The organism is Pseudomonas sp. 9_2_1 (genome assembly GCF_059295275.1).
In genome coordinates this window covers 5,850,773-5,870,822 of the sequence record NZ_CM181239.1, presented here as the reverse complement: position 1 = coordinate 5,870,822, position 20,050 = coordinate 5,850,773, and the positions used below count along the sequence as shown (strand labels likewise).

Below are 20,050 nucleotides of genomic sequence, written 5' to 3'. Positions count from 1 at the left end.
ATTGGGGCTGCAAAGCAGCCCCGGCCACCCGTCAGGAATGACTCAGCTCGGCATGCTCATCGCCTGCCAGCACGTCCTTGTCGGTTTCTTTCAGCAACTGGCTGGTTACCACGCCCGCAGTCATCGAACCGTTCACGTTCAGTGCCGTGCGGCCCATGTCGATCAGCGGTTCCACGGAAATCAGCAACGCCACCAGTTCAACCGGCAAGCCCATGGCCGGCAGCACGATCAGCGCGGCGAACGTGGCGCCGCCGCCTACCCCGGCAACCCCGGCCGAACTCAGGGTGACGATGGCCACCAGCGTGGCGATCCACAGCGGGTCGAAGGTGTCGATGCCAACCGCCGGCGCCACCATCACCGCCAACATGGCGGGATAGAGCCCGGCGCAGCCGTTCTGGCCGATGGTGGTGCCGAACGAGGCGCTGAAGCTGGCGATGGACTGTGGCACGCCCAGGCGGCGAGTCTGCGCTTCGATATTCAGCGGAATGCTGGCGGCGCTGGAGCGGCTGGTGAAGGCGAAGGTCAGCACTGGCCACACCTTGCGGAAGAAGCGCAGCGGGCTCACCCCGGTCGCAGCCAGGATGACGGCATGCACCACGAACATCAGCCCAAGGCCCAGGTACGAAACCACCACGAAGCTGCCCAGCTTGAGGATGTCTTCCATGTTGGAGCTGGCCACGACCTTGGTCATCAGGGCCAGTACGCCATACGGGGTCAGCTTCATCACCACCCGTACCAGGCGCATTACCCAGGCCTGCAGGGTGTCGATGGCCGACAAGGCGCGTGCGCCTTTCTCGGCGTCATCCTTGATCAGCTGCAATGCGGCCAGGCCGACGAACACGGCGAAGATCACCACGCTGATGATCGAGGTCGGCTTGGCCCGTGCCAGGTCACCCACCGGGTTGCTGGGGATGAACGACAGCAGCAGCTGCGGGATGTTGAGGTCGGCGACCTTGCCCGCGTAGTCGCTGTGGATGACCTGCATGCGCGCGCTTTCCTGCACGCCGGCCACCAGGCCTTCGGCACTGAGGCCGAACAGGTTGGTGAGGACGATGCCGATCAGTGCGGCAATGGCGGTGGTCAGCAGCAGGGTGCCGATGCTCAGCACGCTGATGCGGCCCAGCGACGACGCGTTGTGCAGGCGGGCAACGGCACTGAGGATCGAGGCGAAGATCAGTGGCATGACGATCATCTGCAACAGGCCGACATAGCCGTTGCCCACCAGGTCAAGCCAGGCGATGGTGGCTTTGAGCACCGGGTGGCCAGCACCATAGACCGTATGCAGGGCCAGGCCGAAGACCACGCCCAGCACCAGGCCCAGCAGTACCTTCTTGGCCAGGCTCCAGTCGGTGCGGCGGGTTTGTGCCAGGCCCAGCAGCAGGGCCAGGAACGCCAGCAGGTTAAGAGACAGCGGCAGGTTCATTGAAGCTCCAGCAGAAAAAAGCAGATGAGGCATCGCCTCTGTGAGCGATTGCGAACGGAAATGCTAACAGGCTGAAAACAAACGAATTTATACCCAAATGGAATTTGCATAGTCGTTTATGGAATAACGGCCTGTCGCGGATTGCAATGAACGCGGCGTTTACAGCTGCATAGGGGTCGCTAACGAAGGTTGTTGGCAGGGATTGTTGCACTAGCGTTTCTGGGTCATTTCAGGAGATTCGGCCATGAAGTTCGCTGCGAAAGCTGTCGCTCTCAGTCTGTCCGTGCTGTTCAGCCTCGAAACCTATGCCACCGAGCTCAAGCATTGGCCCGCCGAGGCTGCCAGGCAGCTCGACAGCATGATTGCTGCCAATGCCAACCAAGGCAATTACGCGGTGTTCGACATGGACAACACCAGTTACCGCTACGACCTTGAAGAGGCGTTGCTGCCTTTCATGGAAAACAAGGGCCTGCTAAGCCGTGAGAAACTCGACCCTTCGCTGAAACTGATGCCATTCAAGGATACCGCCGAGCACAAGGAAAGCCTTTTCAGCTACTACTACCGGCTGTGCGAAGTGGACGACATGGTCTGCTACCCGTGGGTGGCCCAGGTGTTCTCCGGCTTTACCCTGCAGGAGCTGAAGGTGCAGGTAGATGAGCTGATGGCCACCGCCCAGCCGATCCCCAGTACCTATTACGAAGGGGATCAGGTCAAGGCCATCGAGGTACAGCCGCCCAAGGTCTTCAAGGGCCAGGCCGAGTTGTACAACAAGCTGATGGAGAACGGTATCGAGGTCTATGTGGTTTCTGCCGCCTCCGAGGAGCTGGTGCGCATGGTCGCCTCGGACCCTAAGTACGGCTACAACGTGAAGCCGCAGAACGTGATTGGCGTAAGCCTGCTGCTCAAGGACAGGGCCAGCGGCCAGCTGACCACCGCGCGCAAGCAGATCAGCGCCGGGCAATACGATGCCAAGGCCAATCAGGGGCTGGAGCTGACCCCGTACCTGTGGACCCCGGCCACCTGGATGGCGGGCAAGCAGGCAGCGATCCTGACCTATATCGATGAGTGGAAGAAGCCGGTGCTGGTGGGCGGTGATACGCCGACCAGTGACGGCTACATGCAGTTTCATGGCGTGGACGTGAGCAAGGGTGGCATCCACTTGTGGATAAACCGCAAGGCCAAGTACATGGACCAGCTGAACGGGATGATTGCCAGGAACGCGGCGGCGCAGGCCAGGGAAGGATTGCCGGTGACGGCGGACAAGAACTGGGTGATGGTGACGCCGGAGCAGATTCAGTAATTGTTGTGTTGCCTGTACTGGCCCTGTCGCCGGCAAGCCAGCTCCCACAGGTACTCCACAGCATCTGAAATCTGTGCAGTACCTGTGGGAGCGGGTTTACCCGCGAAGAGGCCGGCACAGGCATAAAAAAACCGGCGCTCAAGGCGCCGGTTTCTCATTTCCGCCAGAGAGAGCTTCAGAGCCCTTCGAGCATCGCCTTGTTACGCACAGCACCCTTGTCGGCACTGGTCGCCAGCAGGGCATAAGCCTTCAGCGCGGTAGTCACCTTGCGTGGGCGAACTTCAACCGGTTTCCAGCCCTTCTTGTCCTGCTCGATACGACGCTGAGCCAGCTCTTCGTCACTGACCAGCAAGTTGATCGAACGGTTGGGGATGTCGATCAGCACCTTGTCGCCGTCGCGCACCAGGCCGATGGCACCGCCTGCGGCAGCTTCCGGCGAGGCGTGGCCGATCGACAGGCCCGAGGTACCGCCCGAGAAGCGACCGTCGGTGAGCAGCGCGCACGCCTTGCCCAGGCCTTTGGACTTCAGGTACGAGGTCGGGTAGAGCATTTCTTGCATGCCCGGGCCGCCTTTCGGGCCTTCGTAGCGAATGATCACGATGTCGCCCGCCTGCACTTCGTCGGCAAGGATGCCGCGTACGGCGCTGTCCTGGCTTTCGAAGATCTTCGCGTTGCCTTCGAACACGTGGATCGACTCGTCGACACCGGCGGTTTTTACCACGCAGCCGTCGAGGGCGATGTTGCCGTACAGCACGGCCAGGCCGCCCTCTTGCGAGTAGGCGTGTTCAAAGCTGCGGATGCAGCCGTTTTCACGGTCGTCGTCGAGGGTTTCCCAACGGGTCGACTGGCTGAACGCAGTCTGGGTCGGGATGCCGGCAGGGCCTGCCTTGAAGAAGGTGTGCACTGCTTCGTCATCGGTCTGGGTGATGTCCCACTTGGCGATGGCTTCTTCCATGCTGTTGCTGTGCACGGTCGGCAGGTCGGTGTGCAGCAGGCCGCCACGGGCCAGCGAGCCGAGGATGCTGAAGATGCCGCCGGCGCGATGCACGTCTTCCATGTGGTACTTCTGGATGTTTGGCGCAACCTTGCACAGCTGCGGCACCGTGCGCGACAGGCGGTCGATGTCGCGCAGGTCGAACTCGACCTCGCCTTCCTGGGCTGCTGCCAGCAAGTGCAGGATGGTATTGGTCGAACCGCCCATGGCGATGTCGAGCATCATGGCGTTTTCGAACGCCTTGAAGTTGGCGATGCTGCGCGGCAGCACGGAGGCGTCGTTTTCGCCGTAGTAGCGCTTGCACAGCTCGACGATGGTGCGGCCGGCAGTGAGGAACAGCTGCTCGCGGTCGGAGTGGGTGGCCAGGGTCGAACCGTTGCCTGGCAAGGCCAGACCCAGGGCTTCGGTCAGGCAGTTCATCGAGTTGGCGGTGAACATACCCGAGCACGAACCGCAGGTCGGGCAGGCGCTACGCTCGTACTCGGCGACTTTTTCGTCGGAAGCCGAGGAGTCCGCAGCGATGACCATGGCATCGACCAGGTCCAGGCCGTGGCTGGCCAGCTTGGTCTTGCCGGCCTCCATCGGGCCACCGGAGACGAAGATGACCGGGATGTTCAGGCGCAGGGCGGCCATCAGCATGCCGGGGGTGATCTTGTCGCAGTTGGAAATGCACACGATGGCGTCGGCGCAGTGCGCATTGACCATGTATTCCACGGCGTCGGCAATGATCTCGCGGCTTGGCAGCGAGTACAGCATGCCGTCGTGGCCCATGGCGATGCCGTCGTCCACCGCGATGGTGTTGAATTCCTTGGCCACGCCACCGGCGCGTTCGATTTCACGGGCGACCAGCTGGCCCAGGTCCTTCAGGTGCACGTGGCCCGGGACGAACTGGGTGAACGAGTTGGCGATGGCGATGATCGGTTTCTTGAAATCGTCGTCCTTCATGCCGGTGGCGCGCCACAGGGCACGGGCGCCGGCCATGTTGCGGCCGTGGGTGGAAGTCTTGGAACGATAATCAGGCATGAAACACTCCTGGCGGCTTAATCAGGTCACATAAAGGGGAGTGAGCTTCTCTTTTCCTTTGCGCCGCAGGCCGGTTGCCACTGGCACGGATGGGGCCGAAGACACCACGGGATCGCCGCGTGCTTGGCCAGAGCTCATAAACCCGCCGGGGATGACTGGCGATGAATAGGCCGATTCTACACCGCTGGCGCGGCGAGGGAATGGCGATGTGTCTGGGCGGTGGCTTTGGTCAAATGAGCGGCGGTTTGCAGGATGCTTCTGAGACGCGTCAGCCTGCTGTACCGCAAGCGGGTGCGGTGGCTGATGCTGCTGGTATCTGGCAATCTTTTCTCGGGCGCGGGTATCGCCGCATTCGAGGAAACCATTACCGCGCATATGTGCTGGTGCACTTCGGGATTGCGTCCTGCGTGCTGGATATCTGAGCGACCACTGGGCCGCAATGCGGCCCCAGTGGCGTCAGTGTGTATCAGCTGTTCGGCAGCAGGCGGCAGGTGATGCTCTTGATGTAGCGGGTTTCGGCAATGGCCGGGTGCACCGGGTGGTCCGGGCCCTGGCCGCCGCGCTCGAGCAGCTGCAGGTTGCGGTCCAGGTGGCGGGCGCTGGTCAGCAGGATGTTGTTCAGGTCATCTTCCGGCAGGTGCATCGAGCAAGAAGCACTGACCAGGATGCCATCCTTGTTGAGCATGCGCATGGCTTGCTCGTTCAGGCGGCGGTAGGCGGCTTCACCGTTTTTCAGGTCTTTCTTGCGCTTGATGAAGGCGGGTGGGTCGGCAATGATCACGTCGAAGCGCTCTTCGGCAGCCTTGAGCTCGCGCAGGGCTTCGAACACATCGCCTTCGATGCAGGTCAGCTTCTCGCTGATGCCGTTCAGTGCCGCGTTACGCTCCACGCCATCCAGGGCGAAGCCCGAGGCATCGACGCAGAACACTTCGCTGGCGCCAAACGCACCGGCCTGCACGCCCCAGCCACCGATGTAGCTGAACAGGTCGAGCACGCGCTTGCCCTTCACATAAGGTGCCAGGCGCGCACGGTTCATGCGGTGGTCGTAGAACCAGCCGGTCTTCTGGCCTTCGCGTACCGGGGCTTCGAACCTGACGCCGTTTTCTTCCAGCGGGACCCAGTCCGGGACTTCGCCGTAGACCGTTTCGACATAGCGTTGCAGGCCTTCGGCGTCGCGCGCTGCGGAATCGTTCTTGAACAGGATGCCGCTGGGCTTGAGCACCTGGATCAGGGCCGCGATCACGTCATCCTTGTGCGCTTCCATGGTGGCCGAGGCCAGTTGCACCACGAGGATGTCGAAGAAACGGTCGACCACCAGGCCTGGCAACAGGTCGGAGTCACCGTAGACGAGGCGGTAGCACGGCTTGTCGAAAAGGCGCTCGCGCAGGGACAGGGCGACGTTCAGGCGGTGTACCAGCAGCGACTTGTCCAGCGGCAGCTTGATATCGCGCGACAGCAGCCGGGCGCAGATCAGGTTGTTCGGGCTCAGTGCGACGATGCCCAGCGGCTTGCCATTGGCCGCTTCGAGCACGGCCTGCTGGCCGGCCTGAAAGCCTTGCAGCGGGGTCGCGCTGACGTCGATTTCGTTGCTGTAGACCCACAGGTGTCCGGCGCGCAGGCGGCGGTCGGCATTGGCTTTGAGGCGAAGGCTGGGCAGGGACATGACGTCGCTCCGGGAAAAAAGAGCGGGAGTATAGCCTGTCTGCCCATTGATCGGTGCAGGGCCTCGACAAAGGGAACAAGGCATGCGCCACGGCTGCTGCTGCCGGGTTAGAATCCCCCGTCCTAAACGAGTGTGCACGCATGTCCCAAGAACTCAGCGCCGAACAGATCCAGCAAGCCTTGCAAGGCATCACCATCCCGCCGCAACCGCAGATCATGGTCGACCTGCAGTTCGAGCAGTACATGCCTGACCCGGACCTGGAAACCATCGCCAAGCTGATTTCCCAGGACCCGGGCCTCTCGGGCGCCTTGCTCAAGCTGGTCAACTCTGCGCATTTCGGCCTTTCCAACAAGATCGGTTCGATCCAGCGCGCGGTGAATCTGCTGGGCAGCCGCTCCATCATCAACCTGATCAACGCCCAGTCGATCAAGGGCGAGATGAGCGATGAAACCATCGTTACCCTCAACCGTTTCTGGGACACCGCCCAGGACGTGGCGATGACCTGCCTGACCCTGGCCAAGCGCACGGGCATCCAGGCAGCAGACGAGGCTTACACGATGGGGTTGTTCCACGACTGCGGCGTGCCGCTGATGCTCAAGCGCTTCCCCAACTACATGGAGGTGCTGGAACAAGCCTACGCCAATGCCGATGGGGACACGCGGGTGGTCGACACCGAAAACCGCGCGTTCAACACCAACCATTCGGTGGTCGGCTATTTCACTGCCAAATCGTGGCGCCTGCCCGAGCACCTGACTGCGGCTATCGCCAACCACCACAACGCCTTGGCGGTGTTCCGCGACGATACCTCGCGCAATACCCAAAGCCAGCTGAAAAACCTGCTCGCGGTGCTGAAGATGGCCGAGCATATCTGTGCATCCTATCGGGTGCTGGGCAACCAGGCCGTGGACCATGAATGGAATGTGGTCGGCCCGCTGGTGCTCGATTACATTGGCCTGTCGGAATACGATTTCGAAAACCTCAAGCAGAACATTCGCGAGCTGGGCGGGCACTGACACATGCCGGAATTACCCGAAGTAGAAACCACCCGGCGCGGTATCGCGCCACATCTGGAGGGCCAGCGGGTCAGCCGCGTGGTAGTGCGTGACCGGCGCTTGCGCTGGCCGATCCCTGAAGACCTGGACGTGCGCCTGTCAGGCCAGCGCATCGTCAGCGTCGAGCGGCGCGCCAAATACCTGCTGATCAATGCCGAGGTCGGCACCCTGATCAGCCATCTGGGCATGTCGGGCAACTTGCGTCTGGTCGAGCTGGGGCTACCGGCGGCCAAGCATGAGCACGTCGACATCGAGCTGGAGTCGGGGCTGATGCTGCGCTACACCGACCCGCGCCGCTTCGGCGCGATGCTCTGGAGCCCCGACCCGCTGAATCACGAACTGCTGTTGCGGCTGGGGCCGGAGCCACTGACCGACCTGTTCGACGGTGAGCGGCTGTTCCAGCTGTCGCGCGGGCGGTCGATGGCGGTGAAGCCGTTCATCATGGACAACGCGGTGGTGGTGGGGGTGGGCAACATCTACGCCACCGAGGCGCTGTTTGCCGCAGGTATCGACCCACGGCGGGCCGCGGGCGGGATTTCCCGGGCGCGCTACCTGAAGCTGGCTATCGAGATCAAACGGGTGCTGGCGGCGGCGATCGAGCGAGGGGGTACCACCCTGCGCGACTTCATCGGGGGCGACGGGCAGCCGGGGTATTTCCAGCAGGAGCTGTTTGTGTACGGGCGTGGCGGGCAGCCGTGCAAGGTGTGTGGCACGGAGTTGCGCGAGGTCAAGCTGGGGCAGCGGGCCAGCGTATTCTGCCCGCGCTGCCAGCGCTAAGGCTCAGGGCCCTATCGCCGGCAAGCCAGCTCCCACAGATACTGCACAGCCCTCAAGAGCGGTGATATCCCTGTGGGAGCTGGCTTGCCGGCGATGAGGGCTGACCTGATATCAGGCCTTGCCGGTGATCCGCTGGTACTTGGCCATCAGCTGTTCTTCGGTTTCCGGGTGTGCTTCATCCAGCGGGATGCAGTCGACCGGGCAGACCTGCTGGCACTGCGGCTCGTCGTAATGGCCCACGCACTGGGTGCACAGGTTAGGGTCGATCACGTAGATCTCTTCGCCTTGGGAGATGGCCTCGTTCGGGCACTCGGGTTCGCAGACGTCGCAGTTGATGCAATCGTCGGTGATGATCAGGGACATGGGGGCTCCGGCCGGGGCTCAGCGCCCGGGCATGTTCAACGCAATGGGCACAATTGTGCCGCATTCGCGCCCGCAGTGCACGCGGGCGCGACAATCAGGCATCAGACCTGCTTCTTGAAGCGTTCGGTCAGCGCCTCGGCCACCACCGGGTGGACGAACTTGGTGATGTCACCGCCCAATGCGGCGATTTCCCGGACCAAGGTCGAGGAAATGAACGAATACCGCTCCGAAGGCGTCAGGAACAGGCTCTCGACATCGGGTGCCAGTTGCCGGTTCATGTTCGCCAGCTGGAATTCGTACTCGAAGTCGGACACCGCACGCAGGCCGCGCAGGAAGACGTTGGCGCCCTGTTCCTTGGCAAAATGTGCCAGCAGGGAAGAGAAGCCGATGACTTCGACATTGGGCAGGTGCTTGGTGACCTCACGGGCGAGCTCCACCCGTTGTTCCAGCTGGAACAGCGGGTTTTTCTTGGGGCTGGCCGCCACCGCGATGATCACGTGGTCGAACAGCCGCGAAGCGCGCTCGACCAGGTCGCCATGGCCTTTGGTAATGGGGTCGAAAGTACCCGGGTACAACACTCGGTTCATCGCGTCATCCTGGCTGGAGTGCGTTGGGGAGTCGGATGGTAGCGCAGCGACGGCGCCCCGGCCAAGTCATGCGGCCAGCTGATGGCACTATAGACAGGGGCGTTGTTGCTTGTCATGCACTGTGTGCCAGGCGGGCGACCAGGGCCGCGCTGAGCCTGGCGCCGGCAAGGAAATCACAGACGGGCAGGTCGAAGCGCGGCAGGGCACGGCGTTGGATGGCCCGGCCCTCAGCGGATGAACAGCTTGTAGACCAGGCGCTGCAAGGCCTTGCCATAAGGTGGGTAGATCAGCCGGGCGGCGTTGAAGCGTTGCTTGGCCAGCACCGCCTTGGCCTTGCTGAAGGTCAGGAAACCGTCATGGCCATGGTAATGGCCCATACCCGAAGGGCCGATGCCGCCGAAGGGCAGGTCATCCTGAGCGACATGCAGCAGGGTGTCGTTCAGGCACACGCCGCCAGAATGGGTATGTTGCAGCACATGCTCCTGGCCGGCGCGGTCATAGCCGAAGTAATACAGCGCCAGTGGGCGCGGGCGCTGGTTGATGTACGCCAGCGCCTGATCGAGGCCGTCGTAGGGCACCAGTGGCAGCAGCGGGCCGAAAATCTCGTCCTGCATCACCTGCATGCTGTCGTCTACCCGCAGCAGCAAATGTGGCGGCAGGCGACGGCCCTGGCGGGTTTCGTCAGGGTACAGGTCGATCACCTGCGCACCCTTGGCACGGGCATCGTCCAGTAGGTGCTGCAGGCGCTGCAACTGGCGCGGGTTGATGATGGCGGTGTAGTCGGGGTTGTCGGCGATGTGTGGGTACAGGCGGCGCACGGCGCCCTGGTAGGCGTCGCTGAAGGCGTCCAGGCGTTCGCGCGGCACCAGCACGTAGTCGGGCGCCACGCAGGTCTGGCCGGCGTTGAGGGTCTTGCCGAAGGCGATGCGCTCGGCGGCAGCGTCGAGCGGCACATCGGCCGAAACAATGGCAGGTGACTTGCCGCCCAGTTCCAGGGTGACCGGTGTCAGGTTCTGCGCAGCAGCTAGCATTACCTGACGGCCCACGCTGGTGGCTCCGGTGAACAGCAGGTGGTCGAATGGCAGGCGGGCGAACGCCTGGCCTATCTCGACTTCACCCAACACCACGTTGACCAGGTCGCTGGGGAATACCTGCGCCAGCAGTTGCTGAAGCGCAAGGCCGGTAGCGGGCGTGGCTTCGCTGAGCTTGAGCATGACCCGGTTGCCGGCTGCCAGGGCGCAGGTCAGCGGACCGATGGCGAGGAACAGCGGGTAGTTCCAAGGCACGATGATGCCGACCACCCCCAAGGGTTGATAGCGCACCTGCGCCCTGGCGGGCTGAAAGGCCAGGCCGGCTCGCCGCCGGCTGGGGCGCATCCAGCGCTGCAGGTGTCTTTCGGCGTGGCGCAGGCCTTGCACCGACGGTAGCAGTTCGGCCAGCAGGGTTTCATCGGCGCTACGCCCGGCAAAGTCCTGTGTGATGGCTGCGATCAATTCGGCCTGGCCACTCAGCAGGGCTTCGCGCAGGCTTTTCAGCCACTGGCGCCGCTGCGCCTCCGGTGGCGACGGGTTACCGGCAAAGGCCTGGCGTTGGGCAGCAAACATCGCTGCAAGGTCGAGGTCGAATTGCACAGGGGGCAAGGCACTGGGCGAGTTCATGATGGTGTCGAATCCGGGCGAGGGAACCTCTAGAGCCTATACTCTAACTTGCACGGTGGTGCGACTTTTTGCTGGTGATCCAGCGGTGCATTCGACCGCTAATACACCGTAAGATAAGCCTTTACCAAGGCCCGCAGACTGGGAGCCGAGCATGGCACTGCGCATTAAGACCCGAGAGCGCATCGTGCAGAACAGCCTGGAGCTGTTCAACCAGCAGGGCGAACGCAGCGTCAGTACCAACCACATTGCCGCGCACATGGAAATTTCGCCCGGCAATCTCTATTACCACTTCCCCAACAAGCAGGCGATCATCGCGCTCCTGTTCAGCCAGTACGAAGCGCTGGTGGACAGCTTCCTGCGCCCGCCGCAGGGCCGTGCGGCGACTGTCGAAGACAAGCGCTTCTACCTCAAGGCCTTGCTTGCGGCGATGTGGAACTACCGCTTCCTGCACCGTGACCTCGAGCACCTGCTGGACAGCGACGCGGAGCTGGCGGCCCGTTACCGGCGTTTTTCCGAGCGCTGCCTGCGCCAGGGCCAGGCGATTTACCGCGGTTTCGTCGAGGCCGGCATCCTGGCCATGGCACCTGCGCAAATCGAGTCGCTTACCATCAACGCCTGGATCGTGCTGACCTCCTGGGTTCGTTTTCTCAGCACCACGCGTGAACATTCCGCGCACCTGGGTGAAGAAGCCTTCAAGCGCGGTGTCTATCAGGTACTGGTGCTGGAACTCGGCTTCGTCACCGACAACGCCCGTACTGCCGTGGATGCCCTGTGCCAGGAATTCCACGTACCGTTCAATCAGGCCCTGGAGCACTAACCCAGGGCTCTTGTGCCATCGATCAGGAGATAGTCATGCCCCTTGCGCAATTGATCACCCCGCAGCAATTGGCCGAGCGTCTGGAGGAGCCCGGGTTGGTGATCCTCGACTGCCGCTTTGCCCTCGAGGATGTGGACTATGGGCAACGCAGCTATGCCCAGGGGCATATTGCCGGGGCGCACTTTGCCGACCTGGAACGCGACCTGAGCGGGCCGGTGAGCAAGGGGCGCACCGGGCGGCACCCGTTGCCGGATGCGCAGCTGCTGGTCGGGCGCCTGCGTGAGTGGGGCCTGGACAATGACAGTGAGGTGGTGCTGTACGATGATGGACCGGGGGCCTTCGCGGCCCGCGCGTGGTGGCTGCTGGCCTGGCTGGGCAAACGCAGCGGCGTGGCGATTCTCGATGGCGGCTTGAAAGCCTGGCATGCAGCGCACTTGCCGCTGAGCCTGGACCCGCCGCACAAGCGCGATGGCACTTTCAGCGGTGAGCCGGACAGCACGTTGCTGATCGATGCCGGGCATCTGGCCAAGCGTCTGGGCGCTGCGGATCTGACGTTGATCGATGCCCGGGCCTTGCCGCGTTTTCGCGGTGAAGTGGAGCCGATCGATCCGGTGGCCGGGCATATTCCTGGGGCCCAGTGCGCGGCGTTTAGCGACAACCTGGGGGCCGACGGGTGTTTTCTGCCGGCAGATCAGCTCAGGCAGCGCTTTGCCGAGAAGCTGGGCGGACGGGCGCCGGAGCAGCTGGTGTCGTACTGCGGGTCTGGGGTGACGGCTTGCCATAACGTGTTTGCGTTGGCGCTGGCAGGGTATCCGCTGGGCAAGCTGTATGCCGGGTCGTGGAGCGAGTGGATCAACAACCCCGCGCATGGCGTGGCAACTGGCGAGTAACAAGATCGACGTTTTAGCAGGGACCAGGTGGGAGCGGGTTTACCCGCTCCCACAGAAATCGCGCAGGCTCAGGAGGGTTGAGGCTAGTTACCCTCGAGCAGCCACTGCGGAATACGCCGCTCCAGGTAATACCCAGGATTACGCAGGCTGCCATCGACAAACCCCACATGGCCGCCCCTGCTGTGCAGCTCGAAGCGAGTCTGTGCCGCCAGCTCGCGGGCGGTGGGCAGGCTATGGCCGGCAACGAAGGGGTCATCGCTGGAATGGATGATCAGCGTCGGCGTGCGATTCTGGCCAAGGTAGAAATGGCTCGATGAACGGCGATAGTAATCGTGAACGTCAACGAAGCCATTCAACGGTGCGGTGACCTTGCCGTCGAAGTCCCAGAACGTGCGCAGGTTGGTCAACGGGCCAAGTCGTTGCAAGCTGGCGAGTCGTTCATGCTCGCCTTTTTCATGGAAGTGGTGTTGCTTGAGCTGCACATAAGCCAGCATTTCGCGCATGAAATGCGCCTGGTACACCTTTGAAAAGCCCTGCCCGATGCGGTCTGCGCAATGGTCGAGGCGGAACGGCACCGACACTGCCACCGCGGCCTCCAGCTGGCTGGCGAGGCCGCTTTCGCCCAGGTATTTCAGCAACACATTGCCACCCAGGGAGTAACCCACCGCATACAGCGGTGCCAACGGGCGTTGAGCGCGCAGATGGTTGATGATTTCGGCCAGGTCTTCGCTGGCGCCCGAATGGTAGCTGCGTGGCAGCAGGTTGGGCTCGCCCGAGCAGCCGCGCCAGTTCACCGCCACGCTGGCCCAGCCGCGCGCCTGCAGGGATTGCTGCAGGCCTTTGACGTAGGGCGAATGAGATGAGCCGGTGAGGCCGTGCAGTACCAGCACGAGTGGCGCCTGAGCTTGGTGCGGGCCGTGCCAGTCCAGGTCGATGAAGTCGCCATCGGCCAGCCACAGCCGCTCGCGAGTGCGATGCAGTTCAGGCAGCTTGCGCCACAGCGGCCCCCACAAGGTTTGCAGGTGGGGGTTGGAGAGGCCGATGGCCGGGCGAAATGTGGCGCTGTAGCTTGGCATACTGGGCAACTCGTGATGTGCCTGCCTAGAGTGCCATGAAACAGCGCGACTGTACCTGCGCTATTGGTCGACCGACGCAGGCTCCGGCAGTGGCAGTTGCTCGGTGTCCGCTCCTATGGAGACGAATACTTCCGGGGCGTTGCGCAGCCACACTTGCGCGGCTTCACGAAGGTTTCCGGGTGTCAGTGTGCCTAGCTTGTCGAGGTAGGTAGCAAGATGGTTCCCCGGCAATCCATGGTGACTGTAAGTCGCAAGGGCTTTGGCCAGTTTCGCTTTATCCAGAAGTTCTTTATGCAGTTGACCCGCTAGCTGGTTCAAGGCCATGTCGCATTCGGCCTGGCTAGGGCCACGGTCGCCCAGGCACCGCATAATGCTGGATATCAGCGCCGCTGCCCCGTCTCGGTACTGTGGTGCGACGTCCCAGAGTATGTGCAACAAGCTGCCGGCATCATGGGGTGTGAGCGAGGAATAGATGGCATAGGTCAGACCGCGTCGGACACGTAGTTCCTGTATCAGACGGGATTCATAACCCCCGCCCAGGATTGCGTCCAGTAGCGTCAGGGCGGGATATACCATGTCACCCGCTGTGACATTCGATGAAATGGTCAGCATCCCGCGGGTCGTGGTACTGGAGCGTTCGATGTGCCGGACAAAGGTCGAGTGTGGGGCTACCGGCGGCAAATCCTGCGCGACCCAGTGCTGAGGGAGCGCGCGAACGAGTTTGCCGACCAGGTCTTCGGCCTCTTCGCGCGTCAAGTTCCCCACCAGGCCTATATCGAGATTACTGGCCGAATAGGCTCGCTGGTGGAAAGCCCTCAACTGCTCGCCGGTGAATTTGCTGATGTCTGCCGGAATCGAAGCTGTCGCATAGGGATGACCCTTGAAGACATGTGCGTTGGTCGTTTCAAGCAGCCGGTTAATCGTGCCGCGTGCCTGGGCAGAACCCAGGAAAGCCAGCCGTTCTCGGATCTTGTCCACATCAGCAGTTCTGAACGCCGGGTGTGCAAGCATGTCCGTGAGCAGTTGCATGACGCTGCTGCGAAGGCTTGGCAAGCTAAGGCAGCGCAGTGTGATGAGGGCGCTGCTGGTTTTCAGTCGGGTCTCCAGTACTGCTCCCAGCCCCTCGATTTGTGCTGCAAAGTCGGCCGCCTCCAGCTGCTCCGTCCCTTGGTCGAGGCTGTAAAGCACCAAGGCAGCGAGCCCCGGTTCGGGGCCATCCAGCACGCTGCCGGCCCGGAAGCGCAACGACAGATCGAACATCGGGCGGTCATGAGACGCAATGAAGCTGACCCTTGCTCCTTCGCGGGTCTGCCATTGCTGCGCTTCGGCTTGCAACGGCGGTATTTTGCCAAGCTCGATGTCATGGGCTGATTGCAGTTTGGTCATGGCTGCTACAGCAGTGTCGGTCGCCGGGCCATCGCACAGCAATGGAGGCGTGGTGAGGGTGTGGTCGTGGGTCATGCTGCTGCTCCTGGCTGAAAGTAGGTGATGGTCAGCCGCTCGCGTCCCAGGTAGGCAAGCGCCACGCTCTGCACCGTGGCACTGTCCAAACTTCCGATAATGCGGGCTTCCTGATCCAGAACTGAGGGGGACAGGCCGGCAGCAGCGGCCGCGCCAATTCGTGTTGCCTGCCCTTCAAGGTCATCGAGGCTGAACAGCCGTCGCGTGAGCATTCGCAACTTTGCACGTTCCAGCTCTTCAGATGACAGTGGCGCCAGTCGCAGCTCGGCAATCATCTGGTAGATCGCCTCTGCGGCTTGCTCGGGTGTGGCGTTGCTGGTGTTCACAGCAGCGGTAATGGTCAGCAGAGTGTCACCGCGAACCAACGGATCGTAATTGACGCTCACATTCGAAATCAGGCGTTTTTCGCGCACCAGGTCGCTATACAGCAGTGAGCTGTCGCCCTTGCCGAGCATGTCGCAGATAAGTTCCAGTGTTGGCGCTAACGTTGGGTCAAGCGCCGTCGCGCAGCTCGGGACGTTGAACGACATACGCACGCCATTGCTGAGTGCCGGCAGTGCTACGGTGTGTTTGCGTTCATAAGGGACGGAGCCATGGCGGGGGATGGGTGGTTTCGCCAGGGGGGCTCTGGGCAAGCTGGTGAAGTACCGGGATACGTGCAGCCGAAGCGTAGACAGGGCGACATTACCTACCACCACCAGCGTGGCGTTGTTGGGGTGGTACCACGTGCGATACCAGGTTCGCAGTGTTTCAAGCTTGATGTTTTTCAGATCTGCAGGGTAGCCGAAACTCGGTGTGGCATATGCACTCTCGCCATGGGCGAGCATGTCGTGTTGGTTGTATGCCTGCTCCCGCACATTGCTTGCGAACTTGAGCCGATACTCGTCCTCGACCGCTTTGACTCCCTGCCCCATCTCGGGTTGACCGAATGTGGCGGTGCTCATTGCGTCTGCCATGATTTCCAGGGCGATCGGCAAGCGAGCGGCCGGCAGCATCATCTGGTATGCAGTAGCGTCATCCAGGGTGACGGCGTCGCTGGAGCCGCCAAGTCGCGCGATCACTCTGCTGAACTGGCCGGCCGCAAGCTTGCTGCTGCCTTCGAAGACCAAGTGCTCCAACAGGTGTGACAGATTGCTATGGCCGACAGGCTCATGGCTGACCCCCACGTGCACCCACAGCTGGACTGCAGCCAGCGAAGTGCCGAGATCCTCGCGCAGGTAGACGGACAAGCCATTGTCCAGCGTGAAGTGCTGTAAAGGGACGGGGGCAGCGGCCGCGACAGATGCTAGTCCGTCGTTGACCTTTTCAATGTCGAGAGGGGATGTGGATGTCATCGCTGAAGTGCTCCGGTTGCGGTAAACCGGAACAGCTTCAGTGAAAGGGTCAGCCGGGTTGCACTACTTGTTTAGCCCCGCTGCCACAGCGCGTAATGCACCTGGCCGGTTTTTTTCTCGCGGTGCAGGCGCCAGCTGCCGGGCATCTGCAGGCTAGACGGCGCAGCCTCGCTTTCGGTGTAGACCCAGGCTTGCTCGCGCAGCCACCCATTTTGCTCCAGCAGGTTGCAGGTATTGGCCAGCAGGTCCTGATGGAACGGCGGGTCGAGGAACACCACGTCGAACTGCTGCTTGGCCGGGCCTTGCAGGTAGCGCAGGGCGTCGGTCTGCAGGATTTGCCCGCGCGGGCAGCGCAGCAGTTCGAGGTTGTTCTTCAGGTTGGCGATGGCTGCCGCGTTACTGTCCAGCGCCACAGCATTTTCGGCCCCGCGTGACAGGGCTTCGAGCACCAGGGCACCGCTGCCGGTGAAGGCATCCAGTACCTGGGCACCCTCGATATACGGGGCCAACCAGTTGAACACGGTTTCGCGCACGCGGTCGGGCGTTGGCCGCAGGCCCTCGCCCTCGGGCACCGCCAGGCGGCGGCTGCGCCACTCGCCGGCGATAATGCGCAGGTGGCCCTGGCCCTTGCTTTGGCCCGTCTGCGGGCGGGCGGGGGAGGTGGATCTTGGCATTAGTGCTCCGGTACCCCGAGCGCTTGCTCGGAGGGCTTGTCAGTAGGTGCTGGCAGCGGTTGTTGCGGCACTTTCGGGCCGGCGGTGACGATAACCAGTTTATCGGCTGACAGGTGTTTGTTCATGGCCGCCTTGACCTGCTCGACGGTCAGGGCCTGGGACTGCTGCATGAAGTCCTCCAGCCAGGTCAGCGGCAGGTTGTAGAAACCAATGGCGCCCAGTTGGCCGACGATACTGGCGTTGCTGGCATTGGACAGCGGGAAGCTGCCGGCCAGTTCGCGCTTGGCATCGTCCAGCTCCTGCTGGGTGGGGCCGGTCTTGAGGTAGTCGGCAAGAATATCCTGCACCAGCTTGAGCGTGCCTTCGCTGAGTTCGGCGCGGGTTTGCAGGTTGATCATGAACGGACCACGCACCTGCATCGGGCTGAACACCGAGTACACGCCATAAGTGAGGCCGCGCTTTTCACGTACTTCGCTCATCAGGCGGGTGCCGAATGCGCCGCCGCCGAGGATCTGGTTGCCCAGCGACAAGGCCGGCCAGTCCGGGTCCTGGCGGTCGATGCCGAGCTCGGCCAGCATCAGGTGGGTCTGCTTGGACGGGAAGTCGATGTGCGTCAGACCGGCCTTGGCTTCTGCAGGCTGGGCAGGTGCGGCGAGCGCCGGGCCTTTTGGCAGGCCGTCCGATACCTGTGCGGCAATGGCCTCGGCTTCGGCGCGGCTGAGGTCGCCGACCAGGGCTATGACCGCGTTGCTGCCGGTGTAGGCCTTGGCGTGGAACGCACGCAGCTGGTCGAGGGTAATGCCGGTGACGCTTTCGGCAGTGCCGTCGCTCGGGTGAGCGTACGGGTGATCGCCGTAGAGCTTGCCGAACAGCGCCTTGCCGGCAATCTTGCCTGGGTTCTGCTTCTCGTATTCGAAACCGGCCAGCATCTGGTTCTTGATGCGCTTGAGGGCGTCTTCCGGGAAAGTCGGTTTGCCGGCTACCTCGGAGAACAGCTTGAGCGCCGGCTCACGCTTGTCCTTGGCGCTGAGGCTGCGTAGCGAGGCCACGGCCATGTCGCGGTAGGAGCCGTTGCCAAAATCCGCGCCCAGGCCTTCGAAGCCCTCGGCGATGGCGGTCACATCCTTGCCGGCCACGCCCTCGTTGAGCATGGCGTTGGTCAGGGCTGCCAGGCCAGGTGTGCCGCCGTCCTGGCTGCTGCCGGCAGCGAAGGTTACGCGCAGGTCGAACATGGGCAGTTCGCGGGCTTCGACGAACAGCACCCGGGCGCCTTCGGCGGTGGTCCAGTGCTGGATGTTCAGCTCACGCCGGCTGGGTGCCTTGCCATCCAGTTCGGCCAGCGACTGCAACGTGTTGGCCGGGCGCGCGGCGCTGCTGTCGGCCTTTGCTGCGTTATCCGCCATGGCCGGGGTGACCAGCACTGCTGTCAGCGTCAGGGCGCGGATGCCCGTGGCCAGCAAGGTTGGGCGTGATGCGCGGCGATCACTCATGAGCGGACTCCTCGGGCAGTACATGGGCAACGCTCAGGCGTTCGCGGGTGAAGTAGGTGCGCGCGGCGTTCTGGATGTCCTGCGGGGTCACGCGCTTGAGCTCGTCCAGCTCGCTGTCGATAAGCTTCCAGGACAGGCCGACGGTTTCCAGCTGGCCGATGGTGGTGGCCTGGCTGCTGATGGAGTCGCGGTCGTAGACCAGGCCAGCGATGACCTGGGCGCGAACGCGTTCGAGTTCCTCGGCGCTGGGCGGTGTGGTCTTGAGTTCGTCAAGCAGCTGCCACACGCCCTTTTCGACATCGGCGAGGGTTTTCTGCTTTTGCACGTTCGGCGTGGCCGAGATCAGGAACAGGCTGTCGCCGCGGGTGAAGGCGTTGTAGCTGGACGAGGCGCCGGCTACCAGCTCCTGGCCACGCTCCAGGCGCGCCGGCATGCGGGCGCTGTAGCCACCGTCGAGCAGGGCCGAGATCAGGCGCAGGGCATGCACCGTGCGCGGCTCCTTGGCGGTGGGCAGGCCGGGGACGTTGAAGCCGTAGATCAGGCTGGGCAGCTGGGTGCGTACGTGCAGGGTCAGCTGGCGCTGGCCAGGTTCGGCCAGCTCCAGGGGCAGTTTGGCCGGCGGCACCGGGCGCTTGGGGATGGCGCCGAAGTACTTCTGCGCCAGGCCCTTGACCTCGTCGGCGGTGACATCGCCGACCACCACCAGGGTGGCGTTGTTGGGCGCGTACCAGGATTCATACCAGTGGCGCAGCTCCTCGACCTTCATGCGCTCCAGGTCGGCCATCCAGCCGATGGTCGGGGTGTGGTAGCCGCTGGCCGGGTAGGCCATGGCGCGGAATAGCTCGAACGCCTTGGAATTGGGCTGGTCATCGGTGCGCAGGCGGCGTTCTTCCTTGATGACCTCGATTTCGCGGCTGAACTCGTCGGCGGGCAGGCGCAGGCTGGCCAGGCGGTCGGCTTCCAGTTCCAGGGCTACCGGCAGGCGGTCGCGGGCCAATACCTGGTAATAGGCGGTGTAATCGTCGCTGGTAAAGGCATTTTCTTCGGCGCCGAGGTCGCGCAGGATGCGCGATGCTTCGCCGGGGCCGACTTTGGCGCTGCCCTTGAACATCATGTGTTCCAGCGCATGGGAAAGCCCGGTCTGGCCCGGGGTTTCATAGCTGGAGCCGACCTTGTACCAGATCTGCGAGACCACCACCGGGGCGCGGTGGTCCTCGCGCACGACCACTTTCAGGCCATTGTCGAGGATGAATTCGTGGGTGGGTTGCACATCGGCGGCCAAGGCCGCGAGCGGCAGGCAGAGCGTGCCGAGCAACAGGCCAGCGGCGCGGCGGGCTAGAGCATTCATACGGTGTTTAACCTGTTCGGCGGCCTGCTGGGTTTAGCGTCGGCGGGCCAGGAGATGCTAGGATACTGATCCGGTTGCCTGGCGACCATGCCTGTCGCCGTTCTGGCCCACAGGACACTT

At 63.0% G+C, this 20,050-nt stretch carries 18 protein-coding genes; 6 read left to right on the top strand and 12 right to left on the bottom strand.

Annotated elements, in window-relative coordinates; all coding sequences use genetic code 11:
* Positions 1 to 31 precede the first annotated feature (31 nt).
* Positions 32 to 1,423: an L-cystine transporter gene (locus AC5O5I_RS26595; protein WP_172286539.1), complete on the bottom strand. Its 1,392-nt coding sequence runs from the start codon at positions 1,421 to 1,423 to the stop codon at positions 32 to 34.
* A 244-nt stretch (positions 1,424 to 1,667) separates the two neighbouring features.
* Between AC5O5I_RS26595 and AC5O5I_RS26590 the strand changes: the two genes are divergently transcribed.
* A complete protein-coding gene (locus tag AC5O5I_RS26590) occupies positions 1,668 to 2,723 on the top strand; it encodes an HAD family hydrolase (RefSeq protein ID WP_494511810.1) in 1,056 nt (351 codons plus the stop codon).
* A gap of 175 nt (positions 2,724 to 2,898) precedes the next feature.
* Here AC5O5I_RS26590 and ilvD read toward each other — a convergent pair whose 3' ends face one another.
* Positions 2,899 to 4,740 (bottom strand): dihydroxy-acid dehydratase, encoded by a 1,842-nt coding sequence (ilvD, locus tag AC5O5I_RS26585; protein ID WP_172286541.1) that lies wholly within the window; start codon positions 4,738 to 4,740, stop codon positions 2,899 to 2,901.
* Between the two features lie 161 nt (positions 4,741 to 4,901).
* Between ilvD and AC5O5I_RS26580 the strand changes: the two genes are divergently transcribed.
* Positions 4,902 to 5,162 carry a hypothetical protein gene (locus AC5O5I_RS26580; protein ID WP_256676330.1) on the top strand — a complete coding sequence of 87 codons (261 nt, stop codon included), beginning with the start codon at positions 4,902 to 4,904 and terminating at the stop codon, positions 5,160 to 5,162.
* Between the two features lie 44 nt (positions 5,163 to 5,206).
* On the opposite strand, the gene AC5O5I_RS26575 is transcribed toward AC5O5I_RS26580, so the two are convergent.
* Positions 5,207 to 6,403, bottom strand: coding sequence for a class I SAM-dependent rRNA methyltransferase (locus AC5O5I_RS26575; protein WP_172227216.1), 1,197 nt, complete (start codon positions 6,401 to 6,403; stop codon positions 5,207 to 5,209).
* Positions 6,404 to 6,597: 194 nt separating this feature from the next.
* On the opposite strand from AC5O5I_RS26575, the gene AC5O5I_RS26570 reads away from it, so the two are divergent.
* Both AC5O5I_RS26570 and mutM read left to right on the top strand, forming a co-directional pair.
* Positions 6,598 to 7,416 carry an HDOD domain-containing protein gene (locus AC5O5I_RS26570; RefSeq protein WP_172227239.1) on the top strand — a complete coding sequence of 273 codons (819 nt, stop codon included), beginning with the start codon at positions 6,598 to 6,600 and terminating at the stop codon, positions 7,414 to 7,416.
* A gap of 3 nt (positions 7,417 to 7,419) precedes the next feature.
* Positions 7,420 to 8,232, top strand: coding sequence for a bifunctional DNA-formamidopyrimidine glycosylase/DNA-(apurinic or apyrimidinic site) lyase (gene mutM, locus AC5O5I_RS26565; RefSeq protein WP_172227218.1), 813 nt, complete (start codon positions 7,420 to 7,422; stop codon positions 8,230 to 8,232).
* Positions 8,233 to 8,343: 111 nt separating this feature from the next.
* Here the strand turns inward: mutM and AC5O5I_RS26560 are convergent, their stop codons facing one another.
* The 3 genes from AC5O5I_RS26560 to AC5O5I_RS26550 all read right to left on the bottom strand — a co-directional run bounded on the left by AC5O5I_RS26560 (position 8,344) and on the right by AC5O5I_RS26550 (position 10,840).
* Positions 8,344 to 8,595 carry a YfhL family 4Fe-4S dicluster ferredoxin gene (locus AC5O5I_RS26560; protein WP_172227220.1) on the bottom strand — a complete coding sequence of 84 codons (252 nt, stop codon included), beginning with the start codon at positions 8,593 to 8,595 and terminating at the stop codon, positions 8,344 to 8,346.
* Positions 8,596 to 8,696: 101 nt separating this feature from the next.
* The gene (gene coaD / locus AC5O5I_RS26555) at positions 8,697 to 9,182 is read right to left on the bottom strand and encodes a pantetheine-phosphate adenylyltransferase (RefSeq protein WP_172227222.1); all 486 of its coding nucleotides are present in this window, start codon (positions 9,180 to 9,182) and stop codon (positions 8,697 to 8,699) included.
* 227 nt (positions 9,183 to 9,409) lie between these two features.
* Positions 9,410 to 10,840 carry a coniferyl aldehyde dehydrogenase gene (locus AC5O5I_RS26550; protein WP_494511809.1) on the bottom strand — a complete coding sequence of 477 codons (1,431 nt, stop codon included), beginning with the start codon at positions 10,838 to 10,840 and terminating at the stop codon, positions 9,410 to 9,412.
* A 151-nt stretch (positions 10,841 to 10,991) separates the two neighbouring features.
* Between AC5O5I_RS26550 and AC5O5I_RS26545 the strand changes: the two genes are divergently transcribed.
* Both AC5O5I_RS26545 and AC5O5I_RS26540 read left to right on the top strand, forming a co-directional pair.
* The gene (locus AC5O5I_RS26545) at positions 10,992 to 11,657 is read left to right on the top strand and encodes a TetR/AcrR family transcriptional regulator (protein ID WP_494511808.1); all 666 of its coding nucleotides are present in this window, start codon (positions 10,992 to 10,994) and stop codon (positions 11,655 to 11,657) included.
* Positions 11,658 to 11,692: 35 nt separating this feature from the next.
* Positions 11,693 to 12,547, top strand: coding sequence for a sulfurtransferase (locus AC5O5I_RS26540; protein WP_494511807.1), 855 nt, complete (start codon positions 11,693 to 11,695; stop codon positions 12,545 to 12,547).
* An 83-nt stretch (positions 12,548 to 12,630) separates the two neighbouring features.
* On the opposite strand, the gene AC5O5I_RS26535 is transcribed toward AC5O5I_RS26540, so the two are convergent.
* From AC5O5I_RS26535 to AC5O5I_RS26510, 6 genes are all read right to left on the bottom strand, one after another.
* Positions 12,631 to 13,623: a hydrolase gene (locus AC5O5I_RS26535; protein ID WP_494511806.1), complete on the bottom strand. Its 993-nt coding sequence runs from the start codon at positions 13,621 to 13,623 to the stop codon at positions 12,631 to 12,633.
* A 60-nt stretch (positions 13,624 to 13,683) separates the two neighbouring features.
* Positions 13,684 to 15,084 carry a M16 family metallopeptidase gene (locus AC5O5I_RS26530; RefSeq protein ID WP_494511805.1) on the bottom strand — a complete coding sequence of 467 codons (1,401 nt, stop codon included), beginning with the start codon at positions 15,082 to 15,084 and terminating at the stop codon, positions 13,684 to 13,686.
* Entirely contained in the window at positions 15,081 to 16,418 is a 1,338-nt protein-coding gene (locus tag AC5O5I_RS26525; protein ID WP_494511804.1) for a M16 family metallopeptidase, read from the bottom strand. Before AC5O5I_RS26525 ends, AC5O5I_RS26530 begins: the two co-directional genes overlap by 4 nt.
* Before the next feature lie 71 nt (positions 16,419 to 16,489).
* Entirely contained in the window at positions 16,490 to 17,092 is a 603-nt protein-coding gene (gene rsmD / locus AC5O5I_RS26520) for a 16S rRNA (guanine(966)-N(2))-methyltransferase RsmD (protein WP_172227235.1), read from the bottom strand.
* Positions 17,092 to 18,582: a M16 family metallopeptidase gene (locus AC5O5I_RS26515; protein ID WP_494511803.1), complete on the bottom strand. Its 1,491-nt coding sequence runs from the start codon at positions 18,580 to 18,582 to the stop codon at positions 17,092 to 17,094. The genes rsmD and AC5O5I_RS26515 overlap by 1 nt, the downstream gene beginning before the upstream one ends.
* A complete protein-coding gene (locus AC5O5I_RS26510) occupies positions 18,575 to 19,930 on the bottom strand; it encodes a M16 family metallopeptidase (RefSeq protein ID WP_172233070.1) in 1,356 nt (451 codons plus the stop codon). The genes AC5O5I_RS26515 and AC5O5I_RS26510 overlap by 8 nt, the downstream gene beginning before the upstream one ends.
* Positions 19,931 to 20,050: the final 120 nt, after the last annotated feature.